The sequence below is a fragment of the Clostridium fungisolvens genome (genome assembly GCF_014193895.1).
Taxonomy (GTDB): Bacteria; Bacillota; Clostridia; order Clostridiales; family Clostridiaceae; genus Clostridium_AR; species Clostridium_AR fungisolvens.
The window spans coordinates 4,947,968-4,965,472 of sequence record NZ_BLZR01000001.1 but is presented as its reverse complement, the minus strand read 5'-3'; the positions used below and the strand labels follow the sequence as shown (position 1 = coordinate 4,965,472).

The window sequence follows — 17,505 nt, the reverse complement described above, 5'->3', positions numbered from 1 at the left end:
TCTATATTTAGAATTATAAATTTTAATAGTCTAACTAATATCAAAACAAAATGTGAAGTTTGTGTGATTAAACTTCACATTTTTTATACTTATTTAAGTATAAAATCATACATAATAAAAACTGCTCTAAAACAACACAACATCGTTCTAGAGCAGTCCCTATATATTTAAATTAGCGCATTGTAATTATCTAAATTCTTAACATATACATTAGATTCATACTATTTATCAATTGTCTTCTCTATTATAAAGAAGCTTACTTTAATGTCCTAAACTCATATCCTTTGCTTTTCAAATCACCAATTATATATGGAAGCGCTTCTGCAGTACTTTGCTTACCATATGTGTCATGCATTAATAAAACAACCTTTTCCTGTCCTATAAAAGTTTGATGATATCTTTTTATAAGCTGATCTTTCGTTTTTGCACCACCTTCAGCATCTCCTATTAAAGCATTCCAATCTATATATTTATAGTTTTTATCTTCAAGCTTCTTATCTAATCCTTCAGTACCTTTCCAAGATGCATGTCCACCAGGATATCTTATTACTTTTGTATTAAAGTTTTCACCTAACACAGCTTTCAGTATATGGTTGTTTTGCTCTACTTCAGCCATAAAGTTATTTACATCAACTATGCCATGGGGATATAGTTTTGAGTAATTATGTGAATAAGTATGATTAGCTATAGCATTACCTTGCTTATAAGTCTCTAAAAGTATATTTTTTGCTTCAGGAGCTTCCTCTAATTGCTTTCCTACTATAAAGAATGTAGCCTTTACATTATTCTCTTTTAAGATATTTAGAATCCTTGGTGTAACAGTGGTAGAAGGCCCATCATCAAAGGTTAAAAATGCAATTTTTTTATTATCTTCTATTCTAATATTTTTTGTTAGAAAATCTTGTATCTTTCCACAATCAAAACTGTTTGAATCTTCATCTACAGAGTTAACTACTTCTCCACCATTTTCTCTTTTTATATTATTATTTTTTGAATTAGCAACCAAATCATTATTATCACTGGAAGATTCATAAACCACATTAACTAAATTTTCATTTCTATTTCCTTGTTTTATTTCACTATATGATTGTACTTCTTTTGTTTTTTCTGAATCGCTTTGTGTGTACCTATTAGTAATAATTATAGATGACATTAAAATTAGAACACAAAAAAATAAAGCTCTAATTCTTTTCCTTAAACTTTTGGTTTTATTGTATCTTTTCTTCAATCTACAATCCCCCAGCACATAAATAATTATACAGATCAGCCACTTCATACTTAAATTTATATTCTCAAATTCTCTTGTTAAAACACATAGGAGCTTTGAAAACCTTCAAATATTTGCTTATATAAAATATGAGCAATTTTTATAGTTTATTCATCTCTTATTGTTAAAACTAATAAGCACTCAATCGCAATATAGTTATGAGTGAAACATATACATAATAATTTTTAATAATTTTATGTTGATCTATGGATTTATTAACACATTATGGTATAATAAGTTTATAATATTTAAAATATTCAAACATATTCTATTTCTATTCTAAATATACGTAACAATATATCTAACATTAATCACTCATCATATAAAGTATTTTTACTTTATCAAATCAATTCAACTTATCTTTTATACTTTTCTCAAAATCTTAGCAGAAAAAGGGGGAGATTTAACCTTTACTAACGCCCTATAAATAAGGGGCATTCTACAAACTAATCATCCAATCATATTTTTAAAGCTAATCTAATAAAAATTTAAAATTTAGGGGGATTACTATGTCTAAAATAGGAAAATTTCTTGCTATACCTGCTATACTTGCACTTACCGCATCATTCATGCCTTATACTAATACAACAACAGTGAAAGCTGCTACTGCTTCAACCTTAGTTTGGAGTGATGAATTTAACGGAACTTCTATTAACACCTCAAACTGGACCTTTGATACAGGTGCAGGCGGTTGGGGAAACAGCGAGCTTCAATATTATACTAATAGATCTGAAAATGCTAGAGTAGCAAACGGAAACCTAATCATAGAAGCTAGAAAAGAAAGTTATGGTGGTGCAGCTTACACTTCAGCTAGATTAAAAACTCAAGGTCTTAAGAACTGGACTTACGGAAGAGTTGAGGCTAGAATAAAAATGCCTCAAGGACAAGGTCTATGGCCTGCATTTTGGATGCTTGGACAAAATATAACTCAAGTTGGTTGGCCTGCATGTGGAGAAATTGATATTATGGAACATATCAATCTTGAAAACGTTATTCATGGTACTATACATTGGGATAATAATGGTCATGCATACTATGGAAACCCATCAGGAAATATCGATGTAACTCAATATCACACTTATGCAATTCAATGGGATACTAATTCAATAAAGTGGTTCGTTGATGGAGTTCAATTCAATGAAGCAAATATAGCTAACAATATAAATGGCACTGATGAGTTCCATAAACCATTTTTTATAATCTTAAACTTAGCTGTTGGCGGAACCTGGCCAGGTAACCCAAATACATCAACTGCATTCCCTGCACAAATGCTTGTTGACTACGTTAGAGTATATCAATAACATTTAACAAAAATAAGAAGTACCTAGAAGGCAGCTTATCTCTTAAGCTTACCATCCTAGGTACTTTTTGTTTAATAGAACTCTCTATCAAAATTAATTATGCTTTTATATGATGGATATAAATTTTCTATAGAACTTTCTATCTTGCCCTTAACTTCTTTTTCCTTATCTTCACTAAAATAAGGCTTATCTAATACAACATCGAATATAAGTGTTTTTTCTTCGCAATCACCAACAACTCTAAAATCATGCATAGATAATACGCCATCTATTTTACTTATATGCTCAAAAACTTTCTTCTTTAGTTTTATAACCTCTGGGCTATCTACTTTCACTGGATCCATGTGTATTGAAAGATATACGTTCATTTTATGTCCTATCTCTTTCTCAACTTTATCTATAACATCATGAATTTCCATAATAGGTACATCATGTGGAACCTCAGCATGTAGAGAAGCTATATACCTGCCTGGCCCATAGTTATGAATAACTAAATCATGCACTCCTGTAATAGGCTTGTAACTTACTACACTATTTATCAAAGCATCAACAAATTCTTTTTCAGGTGCTGATCCTATTATTGTATTAAGCATTTCTTTTCCAAGTTCAAAGCCTGAATGAAGAATAAATAGTGATACTATTACTCCCACGTAGCCATCTATAGGGAAAGATGTAAACCTAGTTATTAGTAATGATAATGTAACCATTGACAACACTAAAATATCAGTAAAAGATTCTAAAGCCGAAGCCTTTAAAGCTGATGAATTAATCTTATTACCTATATAGTTAGTAAATCTATTAAGAAAGATCTGCAGTGGCAAAGCACAGGCCATACAAATAAAGCTTACTAAATTAAAAGGTACCTCTACTGGATGAAGTATACGTAAAACTGAGCTTCTTATAAACTCAACCCCAACTACAAGTATTGCAGCTGCAAATAAAAGTGCTGTAAGGTATTCTATTCTTCCATATCCAAAAGGATGTTTATCATCTGCAGGACGATTTGATAACTTAAAGCTGACTATGGTTATAAGTGAAGATAATGCATCTGTTAAGTTATGAAAAGCGTCAGCAGTAATAGCTATACTATTAAGGAACAGACCAATTACAAGTTCCAAAATAAGAATTGAAGAATTAATTATAATGCCTACTTTCCCTCCAAGCGAACCATAGGATTGTCTGACATTTTGTGAATTAACATTCTCATAGTCCTTTACAAATCTCTTGATCAAAAAATCAAAGATAAATTTCATTAAGACTCACCTCCATTATTATTTTATTGCTATGGATGTACCACTTCGTAATAAAACTTATTATTTTTAAATTCTCTCGCCAGAAGCCGTGATAATTTTAAAAATATATTTCAGTTCGAAGTGATACATCTATATATCTTGTGTTTCCTTACATGTAAATTAATAAAAAATACAATTGTCTAATCAAAATACACCTAAATATTATACCATAAACATCCACACTACTAAATATAGATAACTTTTCTCTTATAGTGCATAGTTAGTTATATTAATTTCTATTACACGAATAAATAAGATATTATTATAGCTATAGTACTAGTTATCCCAAAATAAATATATTTTTTAACTATCCCAAACATATTTACCTCTTCAAGAGATACTTTAGAATATGCTGGCATCCCTTCTGTATCTCCAAGTGCAGCCCTACTTGCAGCAGCACCAAGAAGAACAGTCAATCCCAAAACAACTTCACTTCCTCTTGTAAATATCCACATTTGTTTAGTTATTAGACTTATGATTATTAAAATAACTTCAACTATTAGACCTAATAAAAAACACTTCATAATATCTCCACCATCAATACAATATACTTACATTATATTACAAGTAATAGATATAATCACTAATGAAAAAGCAGCTTAGACTCTCTCTCCAAGCTACTCTTCACTGCTATTGACTTCATGCTCATTCCTAATTATCTGATCATACCGCTGCAATTTTATATTTACAACCTCTAGTAAATCACTATATTTTTTTATTTCTGTCTCAATTATTTCTTTTTGCTCAATTATAATTTGACGTCGCTTTAACAATGTACTCTTTCCTTGAACAGTAAGTTCTACATAGTTTTTTATATATGCAATGGACATTCCAGTAGCTTTCATACATCCTATAAGCTTGATCCAAATCAAATCATTATCTGAATAAACTCTTCTTCCACTATAATTACGATGTAAATATGGTATTAATCCTTCTTTTTCATAATACCTTAAAGTATATTGTGATATATTAAGTTTCTCTGACACCTCTTTTATGGAGTACCCCATGATAAACTCCCCTTTACATTTTGCTTTTTAATTATATGCTGTAATGTTTTAAAAAATTATATTGAGAGGATGGAGTTTATTGTAAGGACGTAGATATTATTGCTGAAGCAGTATGTACCAATCACCTAAAGGTAGCAGCATTCATGCAGAGGAAATTGATGAAGAAACTACTAAGAAGTTATGGACACTAAAGAAAGTGTTTGCTGAACTAAGTTTATAATTTGGATATAACAAAAAAAGCTGTAATCAATAATGATTACAGCTTTTTATCTGGTGCGGCGGAGAGGATTCGAACCCCCGACCAACTGGTTCGTAGCCAGCTACTCTATCCAACTGAGCTACCGCCGCATATTCTTTTTAAACAACACTATAATATTATCACAAAGGATTACATAAATCAATACTAACCTATTGTACATATTTTGTTGATATCTATAAAGGAAAAATTTGGAGAATTAATAGCTTATCTATTAACTCTCTACAATATAGTATACCTTTAATGAATTATAGTATCTATTAAAAGTGCTACATTTAGTAGTGCAACTATTGCACCTATAACCCATAGAACTATATTCTCCCATCTAGTATTCTTGTACTCTCCCATAACCGCCTTTGAAGATGTTAGGTATATTTGAGTAAATATTGTTATTGGAAGCTGTATACTTAATAACATTTGCGAATATATTAACCCTTTGAATGGATTTGAAACAAAAAATATTATTATAAGTGCTGGAATTATAGTTACTAATACCCCTGCTTTTGTGTGCTTATCATGAATATCGTATGGTTCATCAAATAATCCTGCAAATATAGAAGCTCCAGCCATTCCTGCAGTTACACTTGAGGATATTCCTGCAAAAAGCAATGCTATTGCAAATATAATAGCGGCAGCATTTCCAAGTAGTGGTTTTAATAGTATTTGAGCTTGCTCTAACTCAGTAACCTGCATATTGTTCACAAAGAACGATACTGCAACAAGTATCATAGCACTATTTATTGCCCATCCAACAATCATTGAAAACAATGTATCCATAAATTCATATTTCAATTGCTTTTCCATTATAGACTTATCTTGAAGGTTCCATTGTCTGCTTTGTATTATTTCTGAATGTAGGAACAAGTTATGAGGCATTACTACTGCTCCAAGAACACTCATTATTATAGGAAGAGAACCCGTTGGAAATGATGGTGTAACCCATCCTTTTATCGCTTGTCCCCAGCTAACATCTACAAGGCATACCTCAATTATAAATGCAAGTCCTATTATCGAAACAAATCCAATTATAATTTTCTCAATCTTCTTGTACGAATTGGAGAATAACATCCACAATATCACTAAGCTTGATATAATAGCTCCAATCTTTAATGGTATATGGAATAACATATTCAAAGCTATGGATGCACCGAGTATTTCTGCCATAGCTGTTCCAACTGCAGCAAATACTGCTGTACTAGTTATCATTCTAGCTAATACTGGTTTTATATGCTTATTTATAGCTTCTGATATACATAATCCTGTAACTATACCTAGATGTGCAGCATTATGCTGGAGCACTATTAACATGATAGTAGATAATGTAACCATCCATAATAGTTTATATCCATAGGAAGAACCTGCTGCTATATTTGAAGCCCAATTTCCTGGGTCTATAAATCCTACTGTTACTAGCATTCCTGGTCCAATATATTTTAAAAAGTCTAGCGCCATATGCTTTGGCTTATGATCTTCTTTTTTTAAAAAATCTAAAATTTTCATACAATCCCTCCTGGTTATTATTATATAATAATAACTATTATCTAATAAAACAATATCACACTTTCTCTTTTTAGTCTATAATCTATTAAAACTTGTAACTTCCAAACTTTACTGTTATTTATATGCAATCATGTATTAATGATATCACATTTTAAAATACACCTATATGAAATTAAAGATACACACTTCAACTTGAAAAATCAATTCACTATATTTAATTGCTACAAAAAATAAATTTCTCTAAATATAGTTATAAATAAATGCAATATAATATGCCAATTGTAATCATACTAAGGATGAAACACTTCAATCCGAAATCTATTTTGAAAACTCCTCTGGGTCCTTAGAGGAGAATTTGAAAATATAAATTTAAAGATGAAGTGGTTCATCTATATTAATAAATAGAATAATAGAGTAAAATTTCCACTCACTCTTAGAAAATCAGTTAATTTTTGTGTATAATGTATATGAACTAATATAATTCATATCTAATACAATGATGTTCAACTATATTCTTCCAATAATCATTGTAATCATTTATTTTTTACACTAAAATTAATATTAAATATGGATGAAATCCTTACCTTATATTATTAAATTTATTCATATATTTTATTTTTAAATTATTTTTATACATCTGAATATAAGGTTATATGAGATTCACCCTTGATAAAGGAGCGGTTTTAATATGAAAGATTTTGTTATACTCACTGACTCTGGATGCGATCTATCAGCAGAAATTATAAATAAATTTAGCCTTAATTATATAGGCCTAGTCTGCAACTTAAACGGACAAGAATTTGTTGAGGACTTTGGAAAAACTCTTACATATAAAGAGTTCTATGATAATATAAGAAATGGTTCAATGCCTACCACTAGCCAAGTAAACAGCTACAGATTTTATGAGGAATTTGAAAAATTCGTTAAAGATGATGTACCTGTATTATACATTGGCTTCTCATCTGCTCTAAGTGGTACTTTTAATAGTGGATTAATAGCTAGAAATGAAATACTTGAAAAATACCCCAATGCAGATATATCTGTTGTTGACACGAAAGCAGCTTCTATGGGACATGGACTTCTAGTATATTATGCAGCAAAACTTAAAGAACAAGGCAAATCAAAGGATGAAGTAGTTCAATGGCTTGAAGAAAACAAATCAAGACTATGTCACTTATTTACAGTTGATGACCTTAATCATTTAAAAAGAGGTGGTAGAATATCTCCTACTGCAGCAGCTATAGGAAGCCTTCTAAATATAAAACCTGTTCTTTACGTAAATGATGATGGCGAGCTTAAAAACTTTTCAAAGGCTAAAGGAAGTAAAAGAGCTATTAAAATGCTTTTTGAAAAATTTGAGCAACATGTTGTGAATCCTGAAGAGCAAACTGTATTTATATCCCATAGTGACTATATAGATGGAGCAGAAAATTTAGCTGAAATGATAAAAGAGAAGTATAAGGTAAAAGAAATTGTAATCAACTATATCGGAACTGTAATAGGCAGCCATACTGGAGTTGGAACAATTGCTTTGTTCTTCTTAGGAGATCATAGAGAACCTTAAGTTTTTAACCTGAAGCAAAGTTAAACTTTAATATAAAAGACTAGCTAATTGTAAGCATATTACTTTTAGCTAGTCTTTTCACACATTTATATATTATGTTAAATAAAGTTGAACTTTGCTTTACTTCCTTCTCTTGCAGGTGTAATTTCTAGTCTAGCATCTATTCTTTCCTTTAATTCAGGAACATGTGATATTATGCCAACAAGTCTTCCCCCTTGTTGTAAATCAATTAAACACTGTATAGCATTATCTAGAGATTCTGGATCTAAAGTTCCAAATCCTTCATCAACAAACATCGTATCTAAATTTATTCCGCCAGCATATGCTTGAATTACATCTGCAAGGCCTAAAGCTAAACATAGAGAAGCCTTAAAACCTTCGCCTCCAGATAATGTTTTAACATGCCTTGCCTTTCCTGTGTAATTGTCAAACACTTCAAGCTCTAAGCCTTCTTGTTTTCTTCCCTTTCCCTTTTCTTCTTTTCTTCTTAATATAAATCTTCCACCAGCCATCTTGTAAAGTCTTGAGTTAGCAGCTTCTATTATTTCATCAAAATATGCAGCAAGTACATATCTTTCGAAAGTTACCCTTTCTGCATTATCTCCATTCACTACTCTAGCAAGTTCTGCTACCTTAGAATACTTCTCTTCCTGATCACTGATCAAATTAGTAAGTTCTTCTATTTTGTTGAACGCTTTAATATTGGTATTAATTCTAAATGATATCTTTTTCTCTTGTTCTCTAATTGTCTTTTCTCTATCTTTTAACACTATTAGCTCGTTATTAATATCATCTAACTTAACATAACTTAGATTTTCAATATCTTTTGCTGAAGCATCATATCTATCTTGTAACGACTTAAGATTCTCATTGTACTCCTTGAGTTGCTTCTCTAGGATTTTCATATCTTCCATAGTTAAGAAAGCTGCTTTGTAGTGTTCAAAATCCTTAAATCCACATTCAATTATCTTAGCATTTAACTTTTCTTGTATTATTACTATCTGACTTTCTATTTCCTTAGCATTATCCTTTTGAGTCTTTAGCTCCGCTTCTGCTGAAGCTTTATTGGTAGTTGCTTTATTAAAATCCTGTTGAGCTCTATTTAAAGAATTTATAATGTCTTCTATTAACTTTTCATTACTAATTATCCTATTTTGAAGAGCACTTAAAGATCTTATGCTCTCAGGTATTTCATTCTCGATACTAGTTAACAGTTCTTGTTCAGCTCTTATCTTACCAAATAGCTCTGTATATTCATTGTCAAGCCTTTCCTGATTACTTGATTCTGTCTCATATTCTTTATTTAATTTATCAATTTCAGCCTCAATTTTCTCTTTTAACAGTAAATTGTTTTTCAACTTTTCTATTTGCTTATTTAAAACGTCATATTCAGATGCTAAGGTTTTTCCTGCCTCCGCTATATTCTTAAGCTTATTATTTATATTTAAAATTAAGAAATCTTCTCCTAGAACTCCTTGAAGTTTTCCTTCCTGTTCCTTATATCTTTTCTCCAATTCAACCAATGAAGCATTTAAAGCTGATAATCTTTGCAGCTTATTTTGATATTCTTGATTTATCTTATCAAAGCTTTCCTTTAGCATTTTAAGTTCACTTTCAGTAGGAACTTCTTTAACTATTGTGGCGGGACTTGGATGCTCTGTTGAACCGCAAACAGGACAAGGCATTCCTTGCACAAGTTCCTTAGATAAAAGTCCTGCTTGACCTTTTTTAAATAACTCATCTAGATGCTCATATTCCTGTTTTTCTTTTTTAAACTTTGACTCTATACTTGCATAATCCTTCTTTTCAGTATCATATATTGAAAATGATTTACTATATTCCTGATAATATTTATATAGATTTCTGAGCTCTTCAATCTGTATTTTCTTATTTGTTAAATCAATTTCTCTAGAAGATAACTCTGTCTGCTCTTTTTGAAGTTGTCTAACTAAAAGACTTTTCTCTTCTATAGTTTTCTTGAAAATAATTAATTTTTGTTTTAAATCAGTTCTTAGCTTATCTTTAAACTTAATAGAATTATCCAATTCAATTAAGTTTTTCTTTTTAGCTTCATAATCTTTAACCTTTATTTCGTAACTTTTAAGGATTGATATGTCACTTAGAAGCTTATTCTTTTCTTCTTCTCTTTTAGCTACACTTTCTAGCTTTAACTTTGCATCTTCCATTATCTTTGTAATGTTCTCTAGGCTTAATATATTTTGCTTTATTACAATATCTTTTGATCTTTTATCTACTATTTTACCTTCAAGAACTTCCTCTACCTGTCTAACTTCAGCTGCACTTCTAGCTGACACAAGTGAGGCTTCCTTACTTATATATATATCTTTTTTATCCAATTCAATATTAAGTATTTCTTTAAGTGTTTTATTATTATCAAGTTTTTTATTTATCTCTTGTCCTTGAAACATTTCTTTTTGCAATTTATCTTGCTCTTTTATTGCTTCTTCTAAAGTAACTCTTATTTCAGCTACCTTATTTTCATCCTGCTCTACATTTAGCTTACTTTCAGATAATATTTCTATAATATTTAAATCTTCAGCATTAATTAAGGTAACAAGCTTATCATCATCACCGCAATCTATATTTCTTATGTAAGTTTTTCTTTCATTACTTACATTCATTATTTCTCCATAAAGCTTCTTTCTTTGAATATCCAATCTATTTTGAATCTCTAAAAAAGCTTCTGTACCAAATATCTTCCTAAATATAGCTTCTCTCTCTACACTTTCAGCCTCTAAAAGCTTTCTGAATTCCCCTTGAGGAAGCATCACAATCTGCTTAAATTGCTGTTTACTTATTCCAAGTATTTCGCTTATCTTTTCATCTACATTATTTACTTTAGTTATTACATTTCCGTTATGTAAAATAAGTTCAGCCTCAGCACCTTTTAGTGTATACCCTTCTCCTCTAGCCTTTCTTTTTAGTTGTTGAGGATATCTCTTTATTCTATAGACCTTTCCTCTAAGTTCAAACTCCAGTTCTACAAAGGTTACATTATCATCTAATGCAAAATCACTTCTAAGACTGTCCTTATCCCTGCTGCTTCCAGAAGCCTCACCATAAAGTGCAAAGCTTATAGCATCAAATATAGTTGTTTTACCTGCTCCAGTTGGACCAGTTATCAAGAATATATTTTTATCCTTTAATGCCTCAAAGTCTATAGTCTGCTCATCTGCATAAGGGCCAAAAGCACATATAGTTAATTTTATAGGTCTCATACTACTTTACCTCTCTTTCAACATCCCTTATGATGTCGGCTATTATACCAAACTTATCTTCATCTACTTCTTTTCCTGCAATTGCTTTATAGAATTCCTTAAAAAGCTCATCCTTACCCTTAGTTTTATACCCTAAGGACGCAGAAGTCTTGCTTCCTTCTCTTTGGGCAGAATTCTCTCTACTAAGTCCCATTATATTTGGGTACACTGCTCTAAGCTTAGATATAGGGTCTACTAATTCCCCTTCATCAGTAAGCACTGCAAATATATAATCCTCTGTATTTGTATCCTTATAAACCTCTGGATTTATTAATTCCTTTAAAGGTCCTTTTATAGTTCTCATATCTCTTCTAGGTTTGAAGTCCTTTATATCAACCTTAACTTCACCATCATTATTTATCTCTACTAAGGTTACGCCTTTTCTCTGACGTGCCTCTGAGAACGAGTACTTAAGTAAGGACCCAGAATATCTTATCCTATCTGAACCTACCTTTTGTGGTCCATGAAGATGCCCTAAAGCCGTATAGGTAAATCCATCAAATACTTCTCCACCTATAAGATCTGTTCCTCCTATATTCAGTGGTCTCTCTGAATCAGAAACCTCAAGTCCTGCTCTTTTCTTCTTTTCTTCTCCTAAATCATCTACCGCAACTTCTTCTATATCGCTCATGAAAGAAACATACCCATGTGCTACAATAACATTTCTTTCTCTTCCACTAACTTCTTTTCTTATCTCTTCTATTAGCTTTTTCATGGCATCTTCATGAGTTCTAACCGTTGTATCTTTGTACAATTCTCTTATAACTACTGGTTCTGCATAAGGTATCAAGAAAAAATTAACCTTCCCATGTCCATCTTCAAGCTCTACCTTCTTTATTCCCTCATTAAAATTACCTTGTATATAAAGTTTATTTTTAGTCAAAATTCCTGATGCAAAAGACACTCTTTCTGCGCTATCATGATTACCTGCTATAGCTATTATAGGAGTGTTAAGTTCTAATAATATCCTAGAAAACACCTTATCTAACAAAGATACAGCTTCCACAGAAGGTACTGATCTATCATATATGTCTCCAGCAATAACTAATGCATCCGGTTTTTCTTCTTCTATTATCTTTACAAGCTGCTCCAAAACAAATTCTTGGTCTTCTATCATACTTATTTCATTTACAATTTTACCGATATGCCAATCTCCTGTATGTATAAATTTCATATATATTCCACCTCAAAGTTATACTCTATTATCAAATTATATCGAAGCTTAATGATCATATCTTAACAATAGACAAATCAAAGCTTCATGGTTCATTAATCATTAATTTCTATACTAACCTTCTTATTCCTTCTACTTCACTTAAAGTATTTTTGTGTAAACCAGGGATTACCTGCCATATCTAAGTATGGACTAATTATTTAAAAAGCAGTCTAATAAAAAGGTTGCTGTAGTGATATTCTTCATTAATATTTAATCTTATATTTATATCATATATTATTTTATAGTTAAACTAAAAGAATATAGCGTTATTTAAAAGAAATAGCCTATACTTAAATCCAAGTACAGGCTATCTCTTATAATTTGTCATTTATAAAATAATATAAAATTGGAGGCTACATATTGTAATGCATTTAAATGTATGATTATAGTATTAGTGAAGTTTAAGCATATATATATATTCACCCATTACTAAAACTTATCTAAGTACTACCTTCTATATGATTTAACTAAGTATTATAACTACTATTATTTTTTTATTTATCTCTGTATCTATCTTATTTATCTATATAATTAATGCCCTTTTAACCTAAAACACAATCTATATGAAATACTATATATTTTTCTATAAAAAATGACGCTCAAATTCATCTGTGTATGAATCAAGCGCCATTGCTTATCCTTTATAGGAATTTATTATTCTCTTTGCAACATCGAGCATAGGCCTTTTGCTATTCATGCTCTCTTTCTGAATTCGTCTGTAGGCTTCATTTTCCTCGATGTTTTCTTTTTTCATTAATAGTTGTTTTGCTTTATCTATTATAAGTTTATCCCCCACTGGTCTAGTACTTCCTTCAGCCTTACCATGTTTACTATTAGCAATATCTTCAATAACATCATTTACAGTATGCAAAAAGCTACTAGGTTTAATTGGTTTTTGCATGCATACTATGCCCAATTGTGATGTCCATTTAGATATTATATTATATTGCTGTGAAGTACATAAAAGTATTACTTTGCTTATTGCTTCCCCTGAAATAACTTTTGCAACCTCTGCCCCATTTGTATCTGTAAGCTCATAATTTATTATAACTATATCTGGCTTTGTAAGTCGTGACTTTCTTATGAGCATACTCCCGGAAGTGCAGATGCCATCAACATTAAAACCCTTTTGAAGGAGAAGGCTTTTTATCTGTCCACCTGCTTTTAAAGTGCTTGTTCCTAATACAATCTTATAACCGTTAAGCATGCACTTCCCCCCATTTACTTCTAGAATTTACTCAAATATTGATCTATCTCCCACTGATGTACCTTTGCTCTATAGTCATCCCACTCTAAATTCTTTGCTTCCTTATATACTTGGAATGCATGATCACCTAAAGTATCTTTTACTAAGTCATCTTTACTAAATTCTACAATTGCATCATAAAGATTATCAGGAAGGCTATCTATACCATGTTCTTTTCTTTGTTCTTCAGTCATAGCAAATATATTAGCTTCGATATTCTTTGGTGGTGTAAGTTTTTTCTTTATTCCTTCCAATCCAGCTGCTAGGCAAAGTGCAAGTGCTAGATATGGATTACAAGATGGATCTGGACATCTAAGTTCAATTCTAGTTGATTTTCCTCTTGATATTGGTATTCTAACTAGAGGGCTTCTATTTTTAGGAGACCATGAAACATATATAGGTGCTTCATAATCTGGAACTAATCTTTTATAAGAGTTAACAAGTGGATTAGTAACTGCAACTATTCCTTTTATATGATTTAGAAGGCCAGCTATAAAACTATATGCATCCTCACTTATACCAAAATCATCTTTTTCATCAAAGAATGCATTAATTCCATTCTTTGATAATGACATGTTCATATGCATACCTGAACCGTTTATACCAAATATAGGTTTAGGCATGAAAGTTGCATGTAACCCATGTGATTGTGCTATAGTCTTAACCACTGATTTAAATGTCATTATATTATCTGCAGTCTTTAAAGCATTATCATACTTAAAATCAATCTCATGTTGACCTCTTGCAACTTCATGATGTGATGCTTCTATTTCAAACCCCATTTGTTCTAAAGCTATACACATATCCCTTCTAGCTTCTTCACCAAGATCTATATGTCCTAAATCGAAGTAACCTGCATTGTCATGAGTATTAGTAGTTGGTGAACCGTCATCATTTGTGTGGAATAAGAAGAATTCACATTCTGGTCCTACATTAAAGGTATAACCTAAATCTTTTGCTTCACTTATTACTTTCTTTAAAATATATCTTGGATCTCCTTCAAATGGCTTTCCATCACCTGTGTAAACATCACAAATAAGTCTTGCTATATTTCCGTCAGGTGTTGACCAAGGCATTAATTGAAAAGTATCCAAGTCTGGTGCTAAGTACATGTCTGCTTCTTCCATCCTAACAAATCCTTCAATTGATGATCCATCAAAAAAACATTCATTATTAAGAGCTTTGTTTAGCTGTCTAGAAGTTATAGCTACATTCTTCATAGTACCGAATATATCTGTGAATTGTAGTCTAATAAACCTAACATCATTTTCTTCAACAAGCCTGACTATATCTTCTTTTGAATAAGACATAAAAACCTCTCTCCTTTACCCTTGATAATAATAAAGACGCCTATATAGAGCCTAATTGACTCTTATATAGAACGTCTTTGTTCATCGTATTATTCCTTAGTTATATCATACTATTAATAATATTCTGTACTAATAGAGTTGTCAATATTTAAAATGTAAATACATGTAACTAAGTTTATTTTGAATATATATCTACCAGATTTAAAATAACCTCAACAGCTTTTTCTATTGATTCTACTACTGCATATTCATACTTTCCATGGAAGTTTTCTCCACCAGCAAATATATTCGGTGTAGGAAGCCCCATAAAGGATAGTCTAGCACCATCTGTACCACCTCTTATAGGTCTTACATTTGGCTTTATACCTGCTGCTTCCATAGCCTTTATAGCATTTTCAACTATATACATAACAGGCTCTATTTTTTCTTTCATGTTTTTATATTGGTCTTTGATTTCTACATTTATAGTTCCTTGACCATATTTATCATTTAAACATTTCTCTATTTGTCTTAACTTATTCTTTTTAGATTCATAGCCATCTTTAAAGAAATCTCTTATTATAAATCCCAAGTGAGTTTCTTCAACTTCACCTTTCATATCTGTAAGATGAATAAATCCTTCATAACCTTCTGTCTTTTCTGGAACTTCATCAGATGGAAGTAGATTTATGAATTCATTTGCAATAAGCATTGAGTTTATCATTTTGTTTTTAGCACTACCAGGATGAACATTTCTTCCTTTAATAGTAACTTTAGCTCCAGCTGCATTAAAGTTTTCATACTCTAATTCACCTATAGCCCCACCATCCATTGTATATGCAAGGTCAGCTCCAAAAAATTCTACATCAAAATGATCTGCACCTTCACCTATTTCTTCATCTGGAGTAAAACCTATTCTTATCTTTCCATGCTTTACTTCTGGATGATTTATAAGATATTCTGCTGCAGTTACTATCTCTGCAAGACCAGCTTTATCATCAGCGCCTAGAAGAGTAGTTCCATCAGTTGTTATTAAATTCTTCCCTTTATACTCTAACAAATCTGGGAATTCTTTTGGTGAAAGCACTATGTTGTTTTCAGCATTTAGTACTATATCCCCACCATCATAATTTTCTACAAATTTAGGCTTAACATCTTTACCTGTCATATCAGGAGATGTATCCATATGTGCTACAAAACCAATGGTAGGAACTTGCTTTTCTATATTTGAAGGTATAGTCGCATAAATATAACCAGTATCACTTAACACGACTTCCTCTAATCCTATTTCTTGTAATTCTTTAACTATCAATTTAGCTAGCTCTAATTGTCCCTTACTGCTTGGTGTAGTACCTGTTGTAGTGTCTGATTTTGTATCTACCTTTACATATCTTAGAAATCTGTCTATTACTTGTGACATATTAACGCCTCTTTTCTTATAGTTCAGTTAATTCCATATTATTATTATCATCTTTTATTGTCTTCAATACAACTCCCAGATATATTAATGCTCCTAAAATATATATCTTATAAAAATGAGGAACTTGAAGACTAAATGCACCTCTTACAATATCTACTACTGTAGGTAAAGTTAATGCATAAATTGCAAGCTTATATAAATTTCCAAACTCAACCTTAGCTTTAATAAATATATTTATAAGTATACCTATTACAGCTACTACTAAAGCTGAGAACATATGCCCTATGAACATTCCTATCATAAACAATGGTACTAATAAAAGCGAAAACCACTTCAGCTTGTCGATAAGATTTATAACACCATCTTTAGTTACTGTAATAGCTCCTAAATCTGAGTACTTTACATCTTGGTTTTGTCCATTCTGTTCATTTACTATGAATTTATCTTTAAACACATACACCATATTTGGGCTTTTACCTTTAATTGAAGACATGTCAAATTCACTAGCATTTTTAGTTGTATCAACAATAATCAAAGTATCATTATCCTTATAAGTAAATGGACTTGAAGATATATTCATAACTCCGTTCTCTAATTTAAAATCTACATTATTGTTATTTAATTCGCTTACTGCAGAACTTATTGCTTTTGTAGCAGTGTAAACTGTTTTTATACTATTAATGCCCCCTAAAAGTATTGACATTATTAAAAGATATAAAAAAGCTCTTCCTAAAGTTTCTCTGTTAAAGTTGATATAATACTTTACATCTACTATAGATTTTAAGAATTTTTTAAAAAAGTTATCTTTTTTTTGCATTAACTACTCCTCCACCTTATACCATTATATAGAAATTATACTATATTAATTG

Annotated in this window: 13 protein-coding genes and 1 tRNA gene; 2 read left to right on the top strand and 12 right to left on the bottom strand. The window is 30.8% G+C overall.

Features of this window, described 5'->3' with window-relative positions:
• Nucleotides 1–256: 256 nt before the first annotated feature.
• On the bottom strand, nucleotides 257–1,228 hold the full coding sequence (locus tag bsdtw1_RS22030) for a polysaccharide deacetylase family protein (protein WP_244638206.1): 972 nt from the start codon (nucleotides 1,226–1,228) through the stop codon (nucleotides 257–259).
• 548 nt (nucleotides 1,229–1,776) lie between these two features.
• On the opposite strand from bsdtw1_RS22030, the gene bsdtw1_RS22025 reads away from it, so the two are divergent.
• Nucleotides 1,777–2,568, top strand: coding sequence for a glycoside hydrolase family 16 protein (locus bsdtw1_RS22025; protein ID WP_183279608.1), 792 nt, complete (start codon nucleotides 1,777–1,779; stop codon nucleotides 2,566–2,568).
• Between the two features lie 71 nt (nucleotides 2,569–2,639).
• On the opposite strand, the gene bsdtw1_RS22020 is transcribed toward bsdtw1_RS22025, so the two are convergent.
• The 5 genes from bsdtw1_RS22020 to bsdtw1_RS22000 all read right to left on the bottom strand — a co-directional run bounded on the left by bsdtw1_RS22020 (nucleotide 2,640) and on the right by bsdtw1_RS22000 (nucleotide 6,623).
• Nucleotides 2,640–3,821, bottom strand: a complete 1,182-nt coding sequence (locus tag bsdtw1_RS22020; RefSeq protein ID WP_183279607.1) for a cation diffusion facilitator family transporter — start codon at nucleotides 3,819–3,821, stop codon at nucleotides 2,640–2,642.
• Nucleotides 3,822–4,099: 278 nt separating this feature from the next.
• The gene (locus bsdtw1_RS22015) at nucleotides 4,100–4,384 is read right to left on the bottom strand and encodes a hypothetical protein (protein WP_183279606.1); all 285 of its coding nucleotides are present in this window, start codon (nucleotides 4,382–4,384) and stop codon (nucleotides 4,100–4,102) included.
• A gap of 93 nt (nucleotides 4,385–4,477) precedes the next feature.
• Nucleotides 4,478–4,867, bottom strand: coding sequence for a MerR family transcriptional regulator (locus bsdtw1_RS22010; protein WP_183279605.1), 390 nt, complete (start codon nucleotides 4,865–4,867; stop codon nucleotides 4,478–4,480).
• Between the two features lie 271 nt (nucleotides 4,868–5,138).
• Nucleotides 5,139–5,215 (bottom strand) — tRNA-Arg (locus bsdtw1_RS22005).
• Nucleotides 5,216–5,363: 148 nt separating this feature from the next.
• On the bottom strand, nucleotides 5,364–6,623 hold the full coding sequence (locus tag bsdtw1_RS22000) for an Nramp family divalent metal transporter (protein ID WP_183279604.1): 1,260 nt from the start codon (nucleotides 6,621–6,623) through the stop codon (nucleotides 5,364–5,366).
• Nucleotides 6,624–7,311: 688 nt separating this feature from the next.
• Between bsdtw1_RS22000 and bsdtw1_RS21995 the strand changes: the two genes are divergently transcribed.
• Entirely contained in the window at nucleotides 7,312–8,187 is an 876-nt protein-coding gene (locus tag bsdtw1_RS21995; protein ID WP_183279603.1) for a DegV family protein, read from the top strand.
• 98 nt (nucleotides 8,188–8,285) lie between these two features.
• Here bsdtw1_RS21995 and bsdtw1_RS21990 read toward each other — a convergent pair whose 3' ends face one another.
• The 6 genes from bsdtw1_RS21990 to bsdtw1_RS21965 form a co-directional block, all read right to left on the bottom strand.
• On the bottom strand, nucleotides 8,286–11,426 hold the full coding sequence (locus bsdtw1_RS21990; protein ID WP_183279602.1) for an AAA family ATPase: 3,141 nt from the start codon (nucleotides 11,424–11,426) through the stop codon (nucleotides 8,286–8,288).
• Between the two features lies 1 nt (nucleotide 11,427).
• Entirely contained in the window at nucleotides 11,428–12,639 is a 1,212-nt protein-coding gene (locus tag bsdtw1_RS21985) for an exonuclease SbcCD subunit D (protein ID WP_183279601.1), read from the bottom strand.
• Nucleotides 12,640–13,315: 676 nt separating this feature from the next.
• Nucleotides 13,316–13,888, bottom strand: coding sequence for an ANTAR domain-containing response regulator (locus bsdtw1_RS21980; RefSeq protein ID WP_183279600.1), 573 nt, complete (start codon nucleotides 13,886–13,888; stop codon nucleotides 13,316–13,318).
• Between the two features lie 20 nt (nucleotides 13,889–13,908).
• The gene (glnA, locus tag bsdtw1_RS21975; RefSeq protein ID WP_183279599.1) at nucleotides 13,909–15,237 is read right to left on the bottom strand and encodes a type I glutamate--ammonia ligase; all 1,329 of its coding nucleotides are present in this window, start codon (nucleotides 15,235–15,237) and stop codon (nucleotides 13,909–13,911) included.
• A 175-nt stretch (nucleotides 15,238–15,412) separates the two neighbouring features.
• On the bottom strand, nucleotides 15,413–16,636 hold the full coding sequence (gene pepT / locus bsdtw1_RS21970; RefSeq protein ID WP_183279598.1) for a peptidase T: 1,224 nt from the start codon (nucleotides 16,634–16,636) through the stop codon (nucleotides 15,413–15,415).
• A gap of 16 nt (nucleotides 16,637–16,652) precedes the next feature.
• Nucleotides 16,653–17,453, bottom strand: coding sequence for a DUF1189 domain-containing protein (locus tag bsdtw1_RS21965; protein WP_183279597.1), 801 nt, complete (start codon nucleotides 17,451–17,453; stop codon nucleotides 16,653–16,655).
• Nucleotides 17,454–17,505 lie beyond the last annotated feature (52 nt).